This window comes from Kocuria rhizosphaericola, assembly GCF_044462205.1.
Taxonomy (GTDB): domain Bacteria; phylum Actinomycetota; class Actinomycetes; order Actinomycetales; family Micrococcaceae; genus Kocuria; species Kocuria rhizosphaericola.
Genome location: NZ_JBISWK010000121.1, coordinates 34516 through 53998 on the forward strand (window position 1 = coordinate 34516; position 19483 = coordinate 53998).

16 protein-coding genes are annotated in these 19483 nt (G+C 72.0%); 9 read left to right on the plus strand and 7 right to left on the minus strand.

Translation table 11 applies throughout. The annotated features are described in order from the left end of the window. Positions 1–340 precede the first annotated feature (340 nt). The 3 genes from ACH9D2_RS12365 to ACH9D2_RS12375 all read left to right on the plus strand — a co-directional run bounded on the left by ACH9D2_RS12365 (position 341) and on the right by ACH9D2_RS12375 (position 3098). Positions 341–1111, plus strand: a complete 771-nt coding sequence (locus ACH9D2_RS12365; RefSeq protein ID WP_396363100.1) for a hypothetical protein — start codon at positions 341–343, stop codon at positions 1109–1111. 151 nt (positions 1112–1262) lie between these two features. Continuing rightward, positions 1263–2417, plus strand: coding sequence for an MFS transporter (locus ACH9D2_RS12370; RefSeq protein WP_396363101.1), 1155 nt, complete (start codon positions 1263–1265; stop codon positions 2415–2417). 240 nt (positions 2418–2657) lie between these two features. Further along, positions 2658–3098, plus strand: coding sequence for a VOC family protein (locus tag ACH9D2_RS12375; RefSeq protein WP_396363102.1), 441 nt, complete (start codon positions 2658–2660; stop codon positions 3096–3098). A 170-nt stretch (positions 3099–3268) separates the two neighbouring features. Here the strand turns inward: ACH9D2_RS12375 and ACH9D2_RS12380 are convergent, their stop codons facing one another. Then, positions 3269–3604, minus strand: a complete 336-nt coding sequence (locus ACH9D2_RS12380) for a hypothetical protein (protein WP_396363117.1) — start codon at positions 3602–3604, stop codon at positions 3269–3271. A gap of 389 nt (positions 3605–3993) precedes the next feature. Then, positions 3994–4416, minus strand: a complete 423-nt coding sequence (locus ACH9D2_RS12385; RefSeq protein WP_396363103.1) for a hypothetical protein — start codon at positions 4414–4416, stop codon at positions 3994–3996. 366 nt (positions 4417–4782) lie between these two features. On the opposite strand from ACH9D2_RS12385, the gene ACH9D2_RS12390 reads away from it, so the two are divergent. Both ACH9D2_RS12390 and ACH9D2_RS12395 read left to right on the plus strand, forming a co-directional pair. Further along, on the plus strand, positions 4783–5112 hold the full coding sequence (locus ACH9D2_RS12390) for a hypothetical protein (RefSeq protein ID WP_396363104.1): 330 nt from the start codon (positions 4783–4785) through the stop codon (positions 5110–5112). A 246-nt stretch (positions 5113–5358) separates the two neighbouring features. Further along, complete coding sequence (locus ACH9D2_RS12395) at positions 5359–6186, plus strand: MBL fold metallo-hydrolase (RefSeq protein ID WP_396363105.1); 828 nt, start codon at positions 5359–5361, stop codon at positions 6184–6186. 77 nt (positions 6187–6263) lie between these two features. On the opposite strand, the gene ACH9D2_RS12400 is transcribed toward ACH9D2_RS12395, so the two are convergent. Continuing rightward, complete coding sequence (locus ACH9D2_RS12400; protein WP_396363106.1) at positions 6264–7184, minus strand: LysR substrate-binding domain-containing protein; 921 nt, start codon at positions 7182–7184, stop codon at positions 6264–6266. Positions 7185–7295: 111 nt separating this feature from the next. Here ACH9D2_RS12400 and ACH9D2_RS12405 point away from each other — a divergent pair, with 111 nt between their 5' ends. From ACH9D2_RS12405 to ACH9D2_RS12415, 3 genes are all read left to right on the plus strand, one after another. Next, a complete protein-coding gene (locus ACH9D2_RS12405; protein ID WP_396363107.1) occupies positions 7296–7988 on the plus strand; it encodes a LysE family transporter in 693 nt (230 codons plus the stop codon). Between the two features lie 46 nt (positions 7989–8034). Beyond that, positions 8035–8505 carry a hypothetical protein gene (locus ACH9D2_RS12410; protein WP_396363108.1) on the plus strand — a complete coding sequence of 157 codons (471 nt, stop codon included), beginning with the start codon at positions 8035–8037 and terminating at the stop codon, positions 8503–8505. A 120-nt stretch (positions 8506–8625) separates the two neighbouring features. Then, positions 8626–10719: a M3 family metallopeptidase gene (locus ACH9D2_RS12415; protein ID WP_396363109.1), complete on the plus strand. Its 2094-nt coding sequence runs from the start codon at positions 8626–8628 to the stop codon at positions 10717–10719. A gap of 53 nt (positions 10720–10772) precedes the next feature. Here ACH9D2_RS12415 and ACH9D2_RS12420 read toward each other — a convergent pair whose 3' ends face one another. Continuing rightward, entirely contained in the window at positions 10773–11339 is a 567-nt protein-coding gene (locus ACH9D2_RS12420) for an HIT family protein (RefSeq protein ID WP_396363110.1), read from the minus strand. A gap of 8 nt (positions 11340–11347) precedes the next feature. Further along, the gene (thrS, locus tag ACH9D2_RS12425; RefSeq protein WP_396363111.1) at positions 11348–13471 is read right to left on the minus strand and encodes a threonine--tRNA ligase; all 2124 of its coding nucleotides are present in this window, start codon (positions 13469–13471) and stop codon (positions 11348–11350) included. A 154-nt stretch (positions 13472–13625) separates the two neighbouring features. Between thrS and ACH9D2_RS12430 the strand changes: the two genes are divergently transcribed. Then, positions 13626–14867, plus strand: a complete 1242-nt coding sequence (locus tag ACH9D2_RS12430; RefSeq protein WP_396363112.1) for an MFS transporter — start codon at positions 13626–13628, stop codon at positions 14865–14867. An 83-nt stretch (positions 14868–14950) separates the two neighbouring features. On the opposite strand, the gene ACH9D2_RS12435 is transcribed toward ACH9D2_RS12430, so the two are convergent. Further along, a complete protein-coding gene (locus ACH9D2_RS12435; RefSeq protein ID WP_396363114.1) occupies positions 14951–15868 on the minus strand; it encodes a DUF2382 domain-containing protein in 918 nt (305 codons plus the stop codon). A 183-nt stretch (positions 15869–16051) separates the two neighbouring features. Beyond that, positions 16052–19441, minus strand: coding sequence for a DNA polymerase III subunit alpha (locus ACH9D2_RS12440; protein WP_396363115.1), 3390 nt, complete (start codon positions 19439–19441; stop codon positions 16052–16054). Between the last annotated feature and the right edge of the window lie 42 nt (positions 19442–19483).

Consider the following 19483-nt stretch of genomic DNA (forward strand, 5'->3'; position numbering starts at 1 on the left):
GCATTCGGCCATGTCGTCCCCACCGGTGGGACGAACACCCCGCGGCGGGGTCCGCCGTGGAGCCGGCCCCGGCTCCGGGCGCCCCCGGCGGGCGAGAGCCGGTGCAGGATCCCCTCCACGTCGACCGTGCCGCCGGCCCCGGCCGCTTCGTGGAGGGTCTCGCCGGGTGCCGTCTGCTCTGCTATAGCTGGAACGTCCACGCCGTCAGAAGAAGCAGGTGCGCCATCGCAGGGAAGATCGCCGTGACCGGCGCCGGAGTCGTCGGATCAGCCCCGGCCCGGGGGCCGGTCGACACCGGCCCCCAGGGGGCCGCCGTGCTGCCTGCACGTCTGTCCCCGGGATGACCGCCGACGGGACGCAGGGGCGCCGGCGCCGCCCCTGGCGGTCGCTCCTGAGCCTTCTGCTTCTGCTCGGGGGGCTCGCGGGCGCCGTGCTGCTCCTCGGACCCGGTGTGCTCGGCGGCCCGCGCGGCGGGGACGGCTGGCTGCGATGGGGCTCGGAGTGCGTGGTCGAGACGTCGGAGGGAGAGGTCGGGCTCGACCGTGCCGAGGCGAAGCTGGCCACGACGGCGGTGGCGCTCTCCGCCCGCGGGGTGGAGGCCCCGGACACCTCCGGGATCGACGAGGCGGTGCTGCAGCGCCTGGCCGCCGGGCCGCCCGGGGACGCCGGTGCGAGCCTGTGGTGCCGGGGTTCGGCCGCCGGGGACCTGCAGGAGCAGCAGCTGACCGGCACCGGCCTGACACCGCGCGCCGAGCAGCTTCGCGAGGCGATGACGGAGGTCTTCGGCGACCAGAGCCTGGGCGGGTTCGCCCCCGGTGGCGTCGACCAGGGGCACGGAGCGGAGTCGACGCACTACGACGGCCGTGGCATCGACATCTTCTTCCGCCCGGTGACCGAGGAGAACCGTCGTGAGGGGTGGCTGCTGGCCCACTGGCTGGTCGCTCATGCCGAGGACCTGGACGTCCAGTACGTCATCTTCGACGACCGGGTCTGGAGCGTCCACAGCGCGCGAGGGCAGTGGCAGGACTACGACGCGCCCGACCCCGGCAACGAGATCCTGCGTCACCTCGACCACGTGCACGTGGACGTGCTGCGCGGAGGGCCCGGCTGAGGGGACGCCGGGCATAGGCTGGCGTGACCATGTCGATCATCGATGCCCGCAGCAGGCAGCCACCCGCAGCGCCACGAGGCCGAAGGGTCGGCACAGCCACCGCTGGCGCGTCCCATGAGCACGGACCCGTCCTCACGGGCCTCGGCCGGTGGTGAGCACCTCGGTCTGGCGGGCGCCGGGGATGCCGTTGCTGCTGACCATGACCGTCCTGGGCTTCTCGGGGTACGCCGCGCTGCTGGCGGTCGCGCCGCTGTGGGCGGTGCGCGGCGGCGCCGACGCCGTCGGCGCGGGCCTGGTGAACGGCGTGCTCATGCTCTTCACCGTGCTCACGCAGCTGTTCGTCCCCAGGGCGCTGCGCCGCTTCGGCTGGGCGCCGGTCCTGGTCGCGGGCATGCTCCTGCTGGGACTGCCCGCCCTGGCGCACGGCTTCAGTGATGCCCTCGGGCCGACCTTGGCACTGTCCGCGGTGCGCGGGCTCGGCTTCGGCGTGCTGACCGTGACCGGCAGCGCCCTGGTGGCCGAGCTGGTGGAGCCACAGCGCCGGGGGAAGGCGATCGGCGCTTACGGCCTGGCGATCGCCGGACCGCAGGTTCTGTTCCTGTCGGCGGGACCCTGGATCGCCGAGCAGCTCGGTTTCTGGGTCGTGTTCGCCGTGGCAGCCCTGCCGACGGTGGCCGCGGTGCCCGCGATCGGTCTGGCCCGGATGCTGGACCACGTCCCCGAGGAGGAGGACGCACGGGCGCCCTACCTGAGCCTCCTCCCTCCGATGGCGCTGCTGATCGGCGTCACCCTGGCCGGTGGTGCGCTGATCACCTTCATGGCCCAGATGAGCAGCGACGCCGTGCTGACCGCCCTGGCGTTGCTGCTGCTGAGTGTCGCTGCCGCGCTCGCGCGCTGGCGGATCGGCGCATGGTCCGACAGGCACGGACCGCGCAGGTTCATCCCGCCGCTGGTGCTCCTCACCACGGCCGGCATGATGGTCATCGCCTGGGCCGTCCGCGATCCCCGGGCAACGGAGGCCCCGGCGCTGATGGTCGGAGCAGCGATGGTGGGCATCAGCTACGGCGGGCTGCAGAACCTCACCCTGGTCGTCACCTTCCAGACGGTCAGCCGGCAGCACTACGGCCCCGCCAGCGCGGTGTGGAACATCGGCTTCGACGCCGGGACCGGCATCGGAGCGGTCGTGGTGGGGATGGTCGCCGCCGGGACCTCGTTCAGCACCGCCCTGCTCGTGGCCGGCGCGATCTCGCTGCTGACCCTGCCGCTCGCACTCGGACGGCACATCACCGGGGCGCGGGTGAACTGATGCCCCGGGCACTCCTGACCGTGCTCGCTGACTGAGCTCCTCTGTGGGCGGGCGTTCGACGCATCGCCCGAGCACCACGTCCTCGGGCTCGTCCTTGCCGGACTCATCAGGCCGGTGCTTTCCTGGATCGTGCCGGTCCCTGGAACCCGGCAGGTTGCCGGGTGTCGAGAATGCGGCGCCGGCTCCGTCCCCGGTGCACCGGGGGCCACGACAGGCCGCCCACGAAGAAGGAGAACCACCATGACGATCCAGCGGATGGACCACGTGGGCGTCGTCGTCGGCGATCTCGAGGCTGCTGTGGCGTTCTTCGTCGACCTCGGTCTCGAGCTGGAGGGCGAGGCGCCGGTCGAGGGACGGTGGGTGGATCGTGTCGTCGGGCTCGACGGCGTCCGGGTCGACATCGCGATGATGCGTACCCCGGACGGCCACGGCCGGCTCGAGCTGACGAGGTTCCACACGCCGACGGCGGTCAGCGCTGTGCCGGAGAACGCGCCGGGGAACACGCTGGGGCTGCGCAGCATCATGTTCACCGTCGACGACATCGACGCCACGGTCGCCGGCCTGCGAGCCCGCGGCGCGGAACTCGTCGGAGAGGTGGCGCAGTACCAGGACAGCTACCGGCTCTGCTACGTCCGCGGCCCCGAGGGGATCATCGTGGCGCTGGCCGAGCAGCTCGGCTGACGGCTCGTCGCGGCCGGCCGGCGACCACCCCTGCCGCATCGCTGTCCTCGGGACCAGGACGTCCGGCCGCCGGGTGCTCTGCGAGCGCTGCGCGCCTGCGCGAAGGACCGACGGGGCGGCTCGCGCGGCCGGTCCGTCGTCCTCGCCGGACGGTCCCGCCGCCGGAGTCGCTACCGCGGCTCCGGCGGGTCCTCCAGCGAGGACTCCGCCCCAGGGGCGTCCTCGGACGAAGTGTCCCGGTGGCGTGCGCGCGGACCTTCATCGGCGAGGTGCGCCCGATGGAGGGCGGCCTGCTCGTCGTGGTGCCGTGCCGCCTCCAGGGCGGCATCGCTGCGCCCGCGGGCGATCATCTTCCACCCCAGCACCCCGAAGGCCACGCCGGCGATCGTGATGACCCCGCCCAGCCAGAACGGATCCACCGTGTGGAACTTGAAGGAGTTGAACACCGTCACGGCGCCGAAGGTCAGTACCAGGGTGCCGATGGTCTGTTTCGTCGTGCCCTTCATGCTCACCGCCTTCCTCCGCTGCGCATCAGCGCCCAGTTCATCACGGACAGTGTGCACTCGGGAACGCCCCGGTTGTGGGGTCAGCACGACGAAGGCCCGACCCCTCTCCGAGCAGAGGCCGGGGCATGAGACGTTCGGTCTCCTGTCCTGGAGGCAGCGCCGCCATCGTGGGAGTCGGCGTGGAGGAGGTGCGCACTCAGCGGGTGGCCGGCTGCTCGGGCGGGGCAGGGTCATGAAGCTGGCCGAGGCCGGCGGGCCTCCGACACCGCGGTCGGGGCCGATCTTCGCGGCGCGGACCGCCTCGGTGTTCGCCCCGGCGGGGTTCGGGAGACCCCGCCCTGCCAACGGGTCGATGGCGACCCACGGGCCATGGCGCAGCGGCCGCCGGATCAGATCCGGTCGATGAAGTCCCCGATGTTCTCCCACGTCCAGGTCTCACAGCGCGCCGGTCCCATCTCGGCGGGCTTGCTCCGGTGCTCGTTCTCCACCCACAGGCCCAGCAGGGGCTTGCCCACAGCCACCGCGCACTCGATCTGCCACAGCGCCTCGGCCGAGGTCGGTGTGGAGCCGCCGACCAGTGCGATCACACCGTCGCAGTCGCGGATCCGCTCCCGCACTTCCTTCTTCCATTCGCCCGGGCACGTCCCGTTCCCGGGCGAGTCCAGGAACCAGGCCTGGTCCCCAGCTCGGGCCCATTGTGCGATGAACAGGTCCCGGAACAACTCGTCCTGCTCCGCGAAGGCCAAAAATACTGTTTTCGGCGCCATTGCCGTCCACTCCCCATCAAGATCCAGTGCTGGTGCGAGGCCCATGATCCATGGTCCGCTCCGTCCGAACCACTGCCGAGCAACATGCCTTAACGAACGACCCCGACCAGGATGACGTCCGCACGGCCGGCCGCCGCCAGGATCCCGACAACGACCCCGTTCACCGGACATCGGCCGACGGCATCACCACGATCCCCAGCCGCACGCCCGAGCCCTGCCCGGTGGAGTTCCGCCGGGCAGGACTCGGGCACAGGTTCGTCCTCACTGTGCGGGGATGTCCTCACGAGTCGGGCGAACCCGGGGCAGTCCCGGGTTCCTCCTCGCCACCAGGGGACGGGCACCTGATTACAGGGACCGGTGTCGTGGGATATGAATGGAAGCACCAGAGATGGACCCCCCAGGAGGACAACGGTGACGAAGCACGACGACTCCCATCCCATCACCTCTGTGATCAACACGGGCGAGTTGATGCGGCAGCTTGCGCAGAGGGAGGCCGACCATCGACGTCGGGTCCAGGACTGGACCGCCGACCGGGTGAAGGAGCTGACGGGCGGGACGGAGCTGCTCGACATCGCCTTGCACCACAGTGACTTCGACGTGGCGGTTGCCGCGCTCAGCAATGACCACATGAACGCCGACGACCGTCGCTATGCTGCCGACAACGCCACCGACACGCGTGTGCGTGATGCCGCGGAGGCGGAAGCGACCCGCCGGGGCGAACATCGGGACGGACGAGGATGACTGCCCGCCGCTGGAAGCGTGACAGGACCCCTACCGCGCTGTCCGGGGTGCGACCGACCAGCGGGGCCGAGGGGGCAACGGGCTGAGTTCCGCTCGACGGCGCCGAGAGGCACTGGCCTCCGGCTGTGCCAGATGCAGGACGGTACGAGGTGTCTGTGCGGCTGAAGCCGCCGGAGGCTGGACATCCCACTCCACCAGGTCCTACCGTCTCGACAAGTGGCTGCACACCACCAGCGGAGGCGTTCCATGCTGAAGGAAGTCGCCGAGGGCGTTCTCGTGCACGAGAGCGAGTTCATCCGGAGCAACTCCGTGGTCGTGCAGGGCCGGGGCGGTGTGCTCCTCGTCGACCCCGGTATCACGAGCGACGAAATGGCCGCCCTCGCGAACGACCTTCGCGAGTCGGGCCGCCCCGTCGTGGCGGGCTTCTCGACGCATTCCGACTGGGACCACGTGCTCTGGCACGCGATGTTCGGCGACGTGCCCCGTTACGGTACGGCCCGCTGCGCGGCCTCCATCCACGATCTGCTGACGCACGCGGACTGGAGGGCCCGCATAGCCGTGGGGCTGCCGCCGGAGTTCGCCGAGGAGATCCCGATGGATCTGCTCGGTCTCATCACCGGTCTGCCCGCCGAAGCCGCACGGATTCCTTGGGACGGCCCCGAAGTCCGGATCCTCGAGCACCAGGCCCACGCACCGGGCCATGCGGCGCTGCTGATCGAGGAGCGCGGCGTACTCGTCGCCGGCGACATGCTGTCCGACATCCTGATGCCGTTCCTCGATCTGGAGGCAGCGCATCCGATCGAGGACTACCTCGAAGCGTTGCTGCTGCTCGAGAGCGTGGCCGACGACGTTGCTGCCGTCATTTCCGGTCACGGCTCGGTCGGCGGAGCTGAGCAGGTACGCACACGGATCGAACAGGATCGCGCGTACGTGCAGGCCCTGCGGGACGGCGGTGTTCCCGACGACCCGCGGGTCGGCCCATCGGCCCCGTTGGACTGGCTGCCGGACGTGCACCGATGGCAACTGCAGCGGCTCGCCCGAAGACGGTCGCACGACGAGACACCCGGACAGTGAACCTCTGCTGCGGCATCGCCCGCGGGCAGCTCCGGGGGTGTCCGATGATCACGGGGTCTGTCGGAGCGGTTGCTGAATCAGTGTTCGACCGGCGTAGACGGCCGCATGCGCTGAGCGGCTTCGCGCAGCGCCGTCAGGGTCGTGTGGATCAGCCGCGACCGGGTGGGGTGGGTGCGTGTGTGGGCGACGATGCGCCGGTGGACGGTCGGATCGACCAGCGGCCTCGTCGTGAGGTTCTCGGGCAGCCCGGTGAGCGCGATCCGGGGCAGCACCGTGATGCCCAGGCCGGCCGCGGCCAGGCTGGTGGCTGCGTGGTGGTCGTCGAGGCGGGCGACGTGGTGCGGCGTGAAGCCGGCGGCGTGACAGGCGCGGGTGATGATGCGGCCGGTGGGACCGTCGTGGATGTCGTGGTCGATCCAGGGCTCATCACGCAACTGGGCCATGGTCACCGTGGGTTGAGCGGCCAGAGGGTGGCCGACCGGCAGCACCACGCAGAAGTCCTCCTCGTGCAGGGCGTGGCGCTGGTATCCCTCCAGGTGGATCAGGGGCCCGTCGAGGGATTCGTTGCGCACGTCGACGTCCGGGACCCGGCGGCCTCCGGTGGGGTGCAGTTCGTTGATGCTGATCTCCACCACCACGTCCGGAGACTGGGCGCGCAGGGCGATCACCACCTCGGGCATCCAGGCCTGGGCCAGCGACGCGAAGCAGGCGATGGCGATCTGCTCGGCCCGGCCCTGCCGAAGGTCCTCCACGGTGCGCTCGAGGCGCTCCAGGCTCGTGAGGACCTCCGTACTGGCCTCGCACAGGTGCCGGGCGGCGGGAGTGGGCTCGATGCCCCGGCCGTTCTTCTCGAACAGCACCAGCCCCGTCTGCCGGGCCAGGGCGCGCAGATGCTGGCTCACGGTGGCTGGGGCCAGGTGGAGGTTCCTGGCGGCGGCGTGGACCGAGCCGGCGGCGATGACGGCGCGCAGGATGGTCAACCGGTGCGGATCGAGCATGCTTCGATTGTACGCTTTCACCTGTCAATCAATCGGAAATCTTTGCTGGTGCTGAAGGATGATGCGGTGCCACGGTAGAGGCCACGGATCACCGACCGACAAGGAGTTGCCGTGGACGCCTCGAGCTACCTGGCCCTGCTGGGAGTGGCTGTGGTCCTGGCCCTCACCCCGGGACCCGACACCGTCCTGACCCTGGGCTTCGCCTTGCGCCGGCGGCGGGCAGGGATGCTGGCCGCTGCCGGCTCCGCACTCGGAATCTTCGCCTGGGCCGGGCTGGTCGCGGTGGGCGTGGCCGCCTTCCTGAACAACTCCCCGGCCGCCTTCCAGGCTCTGCGCATTCTCGGGGGCGCCTATCTGTTCTACCTGGGCTACCGAGCGATCACCGCCCACGCTCCCGCCCCGGCCACCGCGGTCCCGGTGACCGCTGGTGTCTCACGGACCCCGGGGTCGACCGTCACCGTCGCTCCGGTTCGCTCGGCGCCGTCCCAGCGGAAGGCCGGATCGGCCTTCACCGCGGGGCTGGTGTGCTGCCTGACCAACCCGAAGACCGGGCTGTTCTTCCTGGCCCTGCTGCCCCAGTTCACCCCGCCCGGGGCCGGCGCGCTGTTCGTCGTGGTGGTCATGGGCGGGACGGTGGCGGCGACCATCGGGATCTACCTGCTCATCGTGGCCCTGGCCGCCCACACCGCCAGCACCTGGCTCAACCGTCCCACCGTGACCCGCAAGATCGAGCTCACCTCCGGGGCGGTCTTCGTGGCCCTGGGACTGATGACCACCGTCCCCGTGCTCGCCTCCTGGATCTGAGCCAACGGCGCCACGCGAAAGGAACCCTTGCTGCCCGTGGAGGGGCGTGAAGCCGGGCTGGATCCAGGTCATGGAGCAGAGGCTCAGGCATGCCTTCCACCCGAACACCGGTGAGATCACCGTCGTGGTCTCCTTTCTCGCGCTGATCGTCGTGCGCTCGGTGTTGACGTACGGCCATCGCTTCGTGGCCCGGCGCCCGGTGAACGGCCCGCAGAAGCGGCCGCAGCGCAGGGTGGACTTCGCAGCGTTCCGGCTGTTGACCGTGCTCGCCACCGCCTTCCCCCTGCGCCTGGTCGTGGCCGTCGCCCGGGCCGAGGGGCGTCTGCACGGCAAGCAGCCGATGCTCTCACCGCTGCTGCGGCGCCACCTCATGGCCCTGCACGCGCAGGGCGAGCACAGCCGGGCCGAGCCGGCGGAGCTGTCCGGTGCGGCCCGATCGACCATCTGCCGCACCGTCCTGCGGGAGGCCCCCGAACCCCCGGGTGGGGTCCCAGGTCGCGGGCAGGCACCGCGGTGACCGGCGAGGACTCCCCTGACAGGCCTGCCGTGGAGCCCTCGGTGTCCGCCAGGCGCCACTGTCGCCCCGGGAGGATAGTCTGGAGCGCGCCCGTCCGCCCACCACGACAGAAGCCGGCTCTTGGACAACCCACTCCTGCGCCCCAGCGCTCTCCCCTACGAGCTGCCCGACTTCGGGCGGATCAAGGAGGAGCACTTCCTGCCGGCCTTCGAGGCGGCGATGACCCAGGACCTCGAGTGCGTGCGGGCGATCCTGGCCGACCCGGACCCGCCGACCTTCGCGAACACCGTCGAGGCCCTCGAGCGCGGAGGCCTGGCCCTGGACCGGGTCGAGTCGGTCTTCTTCACGCTGACCGCCGCCCACAACACGGAGGGCATCCAGCGGATCTACCAGGAGCTCGCCCCGCGGCTGTCGGAGCACAAGGCGGACTTCACGCTCGACAAGGACCTCTACGCCCGGGTGCGGCGGGTCGACCGCACGGACCTGGAGCCCTGGCAGCTTCGCGTGCTGGACGAGTACGTCTCCTGGTTCGCGAACTCGGGTGCTGAGCTGGGCCTGGACGACCAGGAGCGGCTCCGGGAGATCAACGACGAACTCTCCGCGCTGAGCATCAGCTACGGCAACGACCTGATCCGGGAGGTCAACTCCTCGGCCGTGGTCGTCGACGACCCCGCGGAGCTGGACGGACTGTCTCCCGCGGACGTCGAGGCCGCGGCCTCCGCGGCGGCCGAGAACGGCCTGCCGGGCCGGTACCTCCTCACGCCCTCGCTGTTCACCGTCCAGCCGGTGCTGTCGGTGCTCACCGACCGGGAGCTGCGCCGGCGGATCCATCTCGCCGCCGTCAACCGCGGCACCGGCGAGCACGGCGGCGAGGGCTCGCAGAGCCGCACGGACCTGCTGCCCGTGGCCGCGCGGATCGCCCGGCTGCGCTCGGAGCAGGCCGAGCTGCTCGGCTACCGCAGCCACGCCGACCACGTGCTGGCCGGGAGCACGGCGCCGTCCCTGGAGGCGGTGCACGAGATGCTGGAGCGGATCACCGGCCCCGCCGTGCGCAACGCGCTCGAGGAGCGGGCCGAGCTCGAGGAGCTGGCCGGCCACCCGATCGAGGCGTGGGACTGGCCGTTCTGGGCCGAGCGGCTCCGCCAGGAGCGCTACGCCGTGGACGCCGCAGCGCTGCGGGACTACTTCGAGCTGGAGTCCGTGCTCGAGCACGGGATCTTCCGCACCGCCCGGGATCTCTACGGGCTGGTCTTCACCGAGCGCCCCGACCTGGGCGGCTACCTGCCCCAGGTCCGGGTGTGGGAGGTCACCGACGAGGAGGGCCGCGGCGTGGGCCTGTTCCTGGGCGACTGGTTCACGCGACCCACCAAGCAGGGCGGCGCCTGGATGGGCTCGCTCGTCCACCAGAACCGGCTGACCGGGCAGCGCCCCGTCGTCGTCAACAACGCGAACTTCACGCGACCGCCCGCGGGCAGGCCCAAGCTGCTGACCCTGGACGAGGTGGTGACGGTCTTCCACGAGTTCGGCCACGCCCTGCACGGGCTGCTCTCCGACGTGCACCTGCCCTCGTTCTCCGGGACGAAGGTGCCGCGGGACTTCGTGGAGTACCCGTCCCAGGTGCACGAGATGTGGGTGCTGCACCCGGACGTGCTCCGGCGCTACGCCCGCCACCACCGCACGGGCGAGCCGATCCCCGCGGAGACCCTGGCGGGCCTGCGGGAGGCCTCCGCGCACGGGCAGGGCTTCCGGACCGTGGCGTACCTCGCCTCGACCTACCTGGATCTCGCCTGGCACGGGATCGAGGACCCGGCCGAGCTGCCGGACCCGCGGACCGTGGAGCAGGAGTCTCTGGCCCGCGCCGGGCTGGACGTGCCCGGCATCGCCCCCCGCTACCGGACCGGGTACTTCAAGCACATCTTCGCCGGCGGCTACTCCGCCGGCTACTGGTCCTACATCTGGTCCGAGATCCTCGACGCGGACACGGCGCAGTGGTTCACGGCACGCGGCGGGCCGACCCGGGAGAACGGCAGGCGCTTCGCCGAGGAGGTGCTCTCCCGGGGCAACGAGACCGCTCCGATGGAGGCCTTCGAGGCCCTGCTGGGACGCCGCCCGGACCTCGGCGCGCTGCTGGAGCGGCGCGGGCTCCAGCCGCGGGAGGAGTTCGTCCACCGGCAGCGCGGGGCGCCGGCCCGGGACGCTCCCGACCACGGCTGAGCTCTCCGAGGGCGCCCGGCGCAGGTGTCAGGGCCCGGCGTCGGGCCAGAGGGTCAGACCACCGGCCAGGCGTCGGCGATGTCCTGGCGGGTGTCCCCGAGGGTCTGCATGATCGCCTTGGTCCCGGCGAGGACCGGCATGAAGTTGGCGTCCCCGTTCCAGCGCGGCACCACGTGCTGGTGCAGGTGCCCCGAGAGGGAGCCACCGGCCGCGGCCCCCAGGTTGATGCCCACGTTGAAGGCGTGCGGGGACGCGACGCCGCGGATCGTCGCGATCGCGGTGCGGGTCAGGTCCGTCAGCTCCCGCAGCTCGTCCGTCCCGAGCTCCGTCAGATCGGCCACGTGCCGGTACGGGCAGACCATGAGATGGCCGGGGTTGTAGGGGAACAGGTTGAGGATCACGAAGCAGTGCTCACCGCGGTGGACGATCAGCGACTCCTCGTCCGCGCGCTGCGGGCCGTTGCAGAACGGGCACCCGGGGTCCTCCCGCACGGACGGGTCCTCCCCGCGCACGTAGGCGAGCCGGTGCGGGGTCCACAGCCGCTGGAAGCTGTCGGGCACCCCGGGGATCTCGAACTCGTCCTGGCGGATCCAGTGGTGCGGGGGGCCGGCGTCGGGCACCGCCCCGGTCACTGCCCCACCCCCGCCGTCTCCGCGGCGGCGCGGGGGTCCTCGACGACGACGGCGGCCGTCGGCTCCTCGTTGACGCGGCGCTGGACGTGCGCCACGATCCGCTCGACCGCCTCGCCGACCGGGACGCCGTTGTCCTGCGAGCCGTCGCGGAACCGGAAGGACACGGCGTTCGCCTCGGCGTCCTCCCCGCCCGCGATGAGCACGAACGGGACCTTCTCCTTGGAGGCGGTGCGGATCTTCTTCGGGAACCGGTCCGAGCCCGCGTCCAGCTCCACGCGCACGCCCCGGGCCCGGAGGGTGTCCACCACGCCCTGCAGGTAGTCGTTGAAGGCCTCGGCCACGGGGATCGCCACGACCTGCACGGGGGCCAGCCACGCGGGGAACGACCCGGCGTAGTGCTCCACGAGCACCCCCATGAAGCGCTCGATCGACCCGAACTTGGCGGAGTGGATCATCACCGGTCGCTGCCGGGTGCCGTCGGCGGCCTGGTACTCGAGGTCGAAGCGCTCCGGCTGGTTGAAGTCGTACTGGATCGTGGACATCTGCCAGGTCCGCCCGATCGCGTCCTTGGCCTGCACGGAGACCTTCGGCCCGTAGTAGGCGGCGCCTCCGGGGTCCGGGACGAGGTCCAGGCCGGTCTCGGTGCAGACCTCCTCCAGGACGCGGGTGGCTTCCTCCCACTCCTCGTCGGAGCCGATGAACTTGTCCGACTCCGGATCGCGGGTGGAGAGCTCGAGGTAGAAGTCGTTGAGGCCGAAGTCCCGCAGCAGACCCAGGATGAAGTCCAGCAGGTGCCGGATCTCCGCCGGGGCGTCCTCGCGCGTCACGTAGGAGTGGGAGTCGTCCTGGGCGAACCCGCGGACGCGGGTGAGGCCGTGGACCACGCCGGACTTCTCGTAGCGGTAGACGTGCCCGAACTCGAACAGCCGCAGCGGCAGGTCCCGGTAGGACCGTCCCCGCGAGCGGTAGATGAGATTGTGCATCGGGCAGTTCATCGCCTTGAGCCGGTAGTCCTGGCCCGGCTTGGTGATGTTGCCGTCCTCGTCGCGCTCCTCGTCCACGTGCAGCGGCGGGAACATGGTGTCCGCGTAGTAGGGCAGGTGCCCCGAGGTGTGGAAGAGCCCGTCCTTGGAGATGTGCGGGGTCCCCACGTACTGGAAGCCCTCGGCGACGTGGCGGTCGCGGACGTAGTCCTCCATCTCCCGCTTGATGATCCCGCCCTTCGGGTGGAAGACGGGCAGGCCGGAGCCCAGCTCGTCCGGGAAGGAGAACAGGTCCAGCTCGGCGCCGAGCTTGCGGTGGTCGCGCCGCTCCGCCTCGGCGAGGCGGTCCTTGTAGGCCTTGAGGTCCTCCTTGGACGGCCACGCCGTGCCGTAGATGCGCTGCAGCTGCTTGTTCTTCTCGGAGCCGCGCCAGTAGGCGGCGGCCGAGCGCATGAGGGCGTAGCCGTTGCCGATCAGCTTGGTGTCCGGCAGGTGGGGGCCCCGGCACAGGTCCTTCCAGACCGTCTCCCCGGTCTTGCGGTCCACGTTGTCATAGATCGTGATCTCGCCGGCACCGACCTCCACGGAGGCGCCCTCCGCGGCGTCGTCCACGTCCCCGCCGGAGCCCGGGCCCTGGGACAGGCCGATGAGCTCGAGCTTGTACGGCTCGTCCGCCATCTCGGCGCGGGCCTCCTCCTCGCTCACGGCGCGGCGGCGGAAGGACTGGGTGGAGTTCACGATGCGCTGCATGCGCTTCTCGATGGCCTTGAGGTCCTCGGGCGTGAACGCCTGCTCGACGTCGAAGTCGAAGTAGAAGCCGTCGGTGATGTAGGGGCCGATGCCGAGCTTCGCGTCCTCGTGCAGCTGCTGCACGGCCTGGGCCATCACGTGGGCGGCGGAGTGGCGCAGCACCTCGAGGCCCTCCGGCTCGGAGACCAGCACCCGCTCCACGTCGTCCCCGTCGGCCAGCTCGCTGGCGAGGTCCTTGAGCACCCCGTTGACCCGGGCCACCACGACGGAGCGGTCCTCGCGGTACAGGTCCGCGGCGGAGGTCCCGGTCCCCACCGTGCGCTGCTCGCCGTCGACGGTGATCGTGAGGGGTGCGGACTCGGGCTGGTGCTCGGGCACGGTGGTCATGGGGAAGGTGCTCCTTGGGTCGGCAACGGCACGCACCGGTACGGGGGGCACGTGGCAGCGGCACCGGCGGGCGGCGCGCACTGCATCGATGGTACCTGTCGGCCGGTGCGGGCCGCGGCGGTGAGATGATGACCGGCGGAGGTGAGGCCACCCGATGCCCGCAGACGTTCCCGGACCGCCCGACCCGCCCGCCCCGGGCGGGGAGATTCCGTCCTCCCCTCCGCCGCCGCAGCGGTTGTGGACCTCCGGCTTCGTGCTGATGTGGGCGGGCCAGTTCCTCATCTCCATGAACTTCTACCTGCTGATGACCGTCATGGCGCTCTACGCCATGGAACGCTTCGGCACGGACGAGGCGCTGGCCGGGGTGGCCACGAGCGCCTTCATCGTCGGGGCGGTCCTGGCGCGGCTGCTCACCGGCAAGTACATGGAGCTGCTCGGGCGCCGGCGCGTGCTCCACGCCGCGCTCGTGCTGCTCGCGCTGTGCGCCGCCGCCTACCTGCTGGACACCGGCTTCTGGGGCCTGCTCGTGGTCCGGGTGCTCAACGGCGTGGGCTTCGGCATGGCGACCACCGTGCTGCCGGCCTCCGTCCAGGCCCTCATCCCGGCGCACCGGCGGGGCGAGGGCACCGGGTACTTCATGCTCTCCACCACCCTGGCCGCCGCGCTGGGCCCCCTGGTGGGGCTGAGCCTGTCCACGGCGGTGGGCTACGGCACGCTCTTCGTGGTGTGCACGGCGATCGCCCTGCTGGGTCTCGCCGTGGGGGCCGTGACCCGGGTCCCCGAGCTCAGCCTCTCCCCCGAGCAGCGCGCGGGACTGCGCTCCTTCTCCGCGGGGCAGTTCGTGGAGGTGCGGGCCCTGCCCGTGTCGGCGCTCATGCTCTTCGTGGGCGTGGGCTACTCGGCGGTCCTGTCCTTCCTCAACCCGTTCGCCGTGGAGGCGGACCTCGTGGGCCCCGCGGGCGCGTACTTCGTGGCCTACGCCGTCACCGTCCTGGTGAGCCGCCCGTTCGCGGGCCGGCTGCAGGACCGGCGCGGGGACAACGCGGTGCTGTACCCGTCGCTGCTGCTGTTCGTGGTGGCGCTGCTGCTGCTCGCGGCCGCGGACTCGCCGTTCCTCGTGCTCGCCTCGGGCACGGTGCTGGGAGTGGGCTACGGGGCGGTGCTCTCGGCGGCCCAGGCCGCCGCGGTCCGCTCGGCCCCGCTCACCCGGGTGGGGCTGTCCACCTCGACCTACTTCCTGTGCATGGACGTGGGCGTGGCGCTGGGCCCGATGTTCATGGGGGCCCTGGTCCCTGCGCTGGGCTACCGGGGCATGTACGTGGCGGCCGCGGCGGTGGTGGCGCTGGGCCTGGTCTACTACGCGGCTGTGCCCGGCGCCCGGGCCCGGCGGGAATAGGCGCGAACCGCGCCCGGCACGACGACGGGGCCCCCGTCACCGNCCGGAACGGTGACGGGGGCCCCGGAACGGATCGGGCGCGATCAGATGCGGTCGCGGCGATCGTCGTCGGTGAGCCCGGTGCCGCGATCGGCGTCGGTCTCGACCTCGACCTGCTCCTTGCGGACGTCGGCGTCGACCCGCTCGGTGTCGCGGACGGTCTCCTTCTCGAGGCCGACCTTCTCGACGCCCACGGTCTCCTTGGCGACGACGGGGCGCTCCTCGTGGAGGCTCACCTCGACGTCCTCCTCGCCGATGGTGCCGGAGGTGGCCTCGTTGCCGTTCAGCGGGGTGCGCTCGACACGGACCTCTTCGCGCTCGAGGGGCACGTCCACGGTCTCGTGGTCGGTGACCACGTACTTGCGCAGACGGGCGCGGCCGGTCTCGCGCTGCTCCTTGCCGACGTGCAGCTGCTCCTCGTGGCGGACCACGCCGTTGTCGGCACGGTCGGTGACGTCGCGGTCCCGGTCGGTGAGGTCGCGATCGGTGACGGAGCGGTCGACGTCGGCGATCCCCGCCGTGCTGTTGCGGTCGGCGGTGTCGCGGTCGACCTCGGCGTAGCCGGCGGTGCCGGCGGTGCCGGTCGCGGGGACGGCGTTGCGGTCGGTGTCCGCGGCGTAGCGGTCGTCGCGGTCACCCGCATCGGCGCCGGCGTAGTTCATCTTGTAGTAGCGGTAGATCTCCTCCTCCTCGGCCGGGGAGAGGTGCTGGTCCGCGTCCACGTTCGGGGCGTCCTTGACGACGTCCTTGGTGTAGGGGAGGACGAAGCGGTCACCGTCCTGCTGGGCGCCGTCGACCGGGACGAAGCTCTCCTTGGAGCCGAACAGACCGGTGTTGACGGTCACGAAGGTGACCTCTTCGGTGTTGTCGTCCAGGAAGACCTGCTCGACCTTGCCGATCTTGTCGCCGTCCGACCCGTAGGCGGTGGCCGAGAGCAGTGCGTTGACGTCGTACGTAGCCATGAGAACTCCTTCTCTATTCTGCGAGGCAACGGGCTCCCCTGGACGGGGGGCTCGCCGCGGACGATCTCCGCCCGGGGGCGGGGTGCAGCTCATCCGCTGTTATTAGTAACCATACTGGCAATCAGTTCCCTGGCCAATGGCTTCACCGAGAGTGAAACCCCTGGAACTGCGCGGTTTCCCGGTTCATCCTGCCCTGCTTCTCGGGGGGGCCAGCGGGGGCGCGGCGCGCACGGCAGCCGGTGTTCCCGGGTCGGTGAGGTCCCAGGCCTGCTCCGCGCTGAGGCTGATCCCCCGGGGTCCGGTGCGCCGCGTCCGCCCCCGCACCAGCAGCATCCGCGTGCCGAACAGGTGCTGCCCCGAGCGGTCCTGGGCGTCGGCGAAGAACGCGCAGTCCACCGTGCCCGTGCCGTCGTCGAGACTGACGAAGACCACCCGCCGGCCGCTGCGCATGGGAGGGGTCATCGTCGAGACCCGCACCCCCGCCACGAGCACCTCGGAACGGTTGCGCAGCTCCAGCAGCCGCTCTGCGGGCGTGACCCCGAGCTCGCGGAGCAGTGGCGCCCAGCTCTCCAGCAGGTGCGCCGAGACGTCCACCGCGAGCAGGTCGAGCTCGGTGCGGACCTTCTCCGCCAGGGTGGGCTCGGGGCGCTCCGCGGGCAGGGCGCGCAGCTCGAGGTCCCCGAGGGGAAGGGCCAGCTGCCCCTCCACCTCCCCGGCCGGCCGGGAAGGCCGGCCGCTGTCCGCCCGGACCCGCAGGGCGTGCACGAGATCGGCGCGGGAGGCGGCGCCGCCGGACCGGCGCAGCAGGCCGTCGAAGGCCCCGACGGCCGCGAGACGCTCGAGGGTGCGCCGGGCGGGACGGGCCCGCTGCCGCAGGTCGGCGAGCGAGGCGTAGGGCTGCCCGGCCACGATCCGGCGGACCTCGGCCTGGGAGACCCCGTGGATCCCGGTGAGGGCCAGGCGCACGCCCAGGCGGGCGGGGTCGTCGTCGAGCCGCTCCACGCGGTAGTGCTCGTCGGAGCGGTTGACGTCCACGGGCAGGACGGGGATGCCCATCCGCCGCGCCTCCCCCACGAGCAGGCGCTTGGGGTACATCCCGGGATCGTGCTCCCACAGCCCCGCGAGGAACGCCTCCGGGTGGTGGGCCTTCAGCCACGCGGACTGGTAGGTGGGCACCGCGAACGCCGCGCCGTGGGCCTTGCAGAAGCCGAACGACCCGAACGCCGCCAGGATCTCCCAGACCCGGTCCACGACGTCGAGGGGGTAGTCCCGCGCGCGGGCCCGCTCCCGGAAGAACTCCTCCACCTCCAGCTGGCGCTCCGAGCCCAGCCGGCGGCGCAGCTCGTCGGCCCGGGCGAGACCGCACCCGGTGAAGGTGTCGAGGATGCGCAGGACCTGCTCGTGGAAGACGGTCACGCCGTGGGTCTCGGCGAGGATCGGATCGAGGGCCGGGTGGATCGAGGCGGGCACGGACCAGCCGTGGCGGTGCTCCAGGTAGGGGCGGACCATGTCCGAGTGCATGGGCCCGGGACGGAACAGGGAGATGTCCACGATGAGGTCCCGGAAGCTCGTGGGCGCCATCTTGCCGATGAGCTCGCGCTGGCCCGGGGACTCGATCTGGAAGCAGCCCAGGGTGTGGGTCGAGCGGATGAGCTCGAACGTCCTCCCGTCGTCCACGGGGATCGCCTCGAGATCCAGGCGGGGCCGGTCCGGGTGGGTGCGGGCCACCTCGTCGACGGCGTGGGCCAGCGCCGACTGCATCCGCACGCCGAGGATGTCGAGCTTGAGCATGCCCATGGGGTCCATGTCGTGCTTGTCGAACTGGCTCATGGGCATCCCCGTCCCGCTGGACTGCACCGGCGTGCGGTCCAGGAGGCTCAGGTCCCCCAGGATCACCCCGCACGGGTGCATGGAGATGTGCCGGGGCAGCCGGTCCAGGCGCTCGGTGAGGTCCACGAGGAGGTCGAGCTGCTTCTCCTGGGCCACCTGCTCGGCGAAGTCCCGCAGCTCCGGCCGGCGGGCGATGGTCTCCCGCAGCGCCGAGGCCGGCAGGTGCCACAGCTGCTTGGCGGCGCCGTCCACGGTCTCGGCGTCGAGGCCCAGCGCCAGCCCGGCGTCCCGGACGGCGCCGCGGGCCCGGTAGGCGTTCTGCATGCTCATGAGACTCACCCGCTCGGGGCCGAAGCGCTCGAAGATCCGCCGGTAGACGCGGTGGCGCTCGGCGGACTCGACGTCGATGTCGATGTCCGGGAGGGTCGAGCGGTCGCCGGAGAGGAAGCGCTCGAAGAGCAGCTCGTGCTCGAGCGGATCCACCTGGGAGACGTCGAGCAGGTAGTTGACGAGCGAGGACACCCCGGAGCCGCGGGCGGCGTGACGGACGCCCATCGCCCCGATCATCGCGGAAACCTCGGCCACGGTGAGGAAGTAGGAGCCGAAGCCGAGGTGCTCGATCACCCCCAGCTCCCGCTCCAGCCGGTCCCGGACGGCCCGCGTGGCGCGGCGGCCCGGATAGCGGCGCCCCAGGCCCGCCTCGCACCGGGCCCGCAGCTCCGCGGGCGCCGGCCGGCCCAGGCCCAGCACGGAGGCCTCGGGCACCACCGGACTCCCCCAGCCGCAGTCGGCGACCGGGTCCAGCCGGCACCGGTCGGCGACCCGCTGGGTGCCTGCCAGCAGCTCCGCGGCGCCGGCGGCGCCGAGGTCCGCGGCCCGGGCGATCTCCGCGGCGAGCGCGCGCATCAGCCGGGCGGACTTGAGCCAGCCCTGACCGTTGGGCTGCAGCGGCTCCGGCGCCGCCGTCCGCCGGGACGCCCCGGTCCGTCCGGCGCCCCCTCCCCTGCCGTCCGGCGCGAGGCCGGCTCGCGCCCCGAGGGTCTCGAGCGGGGTGAGGGCACGGGCGGCGTCGAGGACGTCGGCGGTGGCGGCCTCGGCGGGGGTGGCGTAGCGCACCGCGTTGGTCAGCACCGGGGTCAGTCCCGCGTCGAGGGCGGCGCGCAGCATCCGGGCCGCGTGGGACGTGCTGCACGCGGTGCCGGGGGCGGCCAGGTGCGAGACCACCTCCACGGCGAGCGCCGGGGCGGGGAGCAGGGCCCGCCACCGGGCGAGGGCGGCGCGCCCGGTGCGGTAGCGGCGGGCCGCGAGCTCCTGCCCGACGTCGGAGGCGGGTCCGAGCAGCACGGTCAGGACCGGGTCCTCGTGCCGGGCCGAGACGGCGGAGGCCGCGATCTCGGCGGCGGTCGCCCCGGGCGGTCCCTCCGTGGCGTGGGCGGTGGAGACGAGCCGGCACAGGGCGGCGTAGCCCGCGCCGGCGGTGCCGCCGGCCGCGAGCACCACGACGCGGCCGAGGGAGCGCTCGCGGCCGGGGGCCAGCAGGGCGAGGTCGACCCCCAGGACCGGGTCGATGCCGTGCTCCCGGCACGCGCCCAGGTGCTTGATCGCGCCGTAGAGCCCGTCCCGGTCGGTGCAGGCGAGCACGTCCGCGCCGTCCGCAGCGGCGGCCGCGGCCAGGGCGGCGGGCCGGCTGACCCCGAAGTGGGCGCTGAAGGCGGTGGCGACGTGCAGGTGCGGAAAGCTCACACCTCCATTCGAATACGTGTTCGAATATTAAGTCAATTGCAA

Coding starts and splice junctions, on each gene's coding strand:
- ACH9D2_RS12365 (WP_396363100.1), top strand. CDS start 341: ATGACCGCCGACGGGACGCAGGGGCGCCGGCGCCGCCCCTGGCGGTCG.
- ACH9D2_RS12375 (WP_396363102.1), top strand. CDS start 2,658: ATGACGATCCAGCGGATGGACCACGTGGGCGTCGTCGTCGGCGATCTC.
- ACH9D2_RS12380 (WP_396363117.1), bottom strand. CDS start 3,604: ATGAAGGGCACGACGAAACAGACCATCGGCACCCTGGTACTGACCTTC.
- ACH9D2_RS12385 (WP_396363103.1), bottom strand. CDS start 4,416: ATGGGCCTCGCACCAGCACTGGATCTTGATGGGGAGTGGACGGCAATG.
- ACH9D2_RS12395 (WP_396363105.1), top strand. CDS start 5,359: ATGCTGAAGGAAGTCGCCGAGGGCGTTCTCGTGCACGAGAGCGAGTTC.
- ACH9D2_RS12400 (WP_396363106.1), bottom strand. CDS start 7,184: ATGCTCGATCCGCACCGGTTGACCATCCTGCGCGCCGTCATCGCCGCC.
- thrS (WP_396363111.1), bottom strand. CDS start 13,471: ATGACCACCGTGCCCGAGCACCAGCCCGAGTCCGCACCCCTCACGATC.
- ACH9D2_RS12430 (WP_396363112.1), top strand. CDS start 13,626: ATGCCCGCAGACGTTCCCGGACCGCCCGACCCGCCCGCCCCGGGCGGG.
- ACH9D2_RS12435 (WP_396363114.1), bottom strand. CDS start 15,868: ATGGCTACGTACGACGTCAACGCACTGCTCTCGGCCACCGCCTACGGG.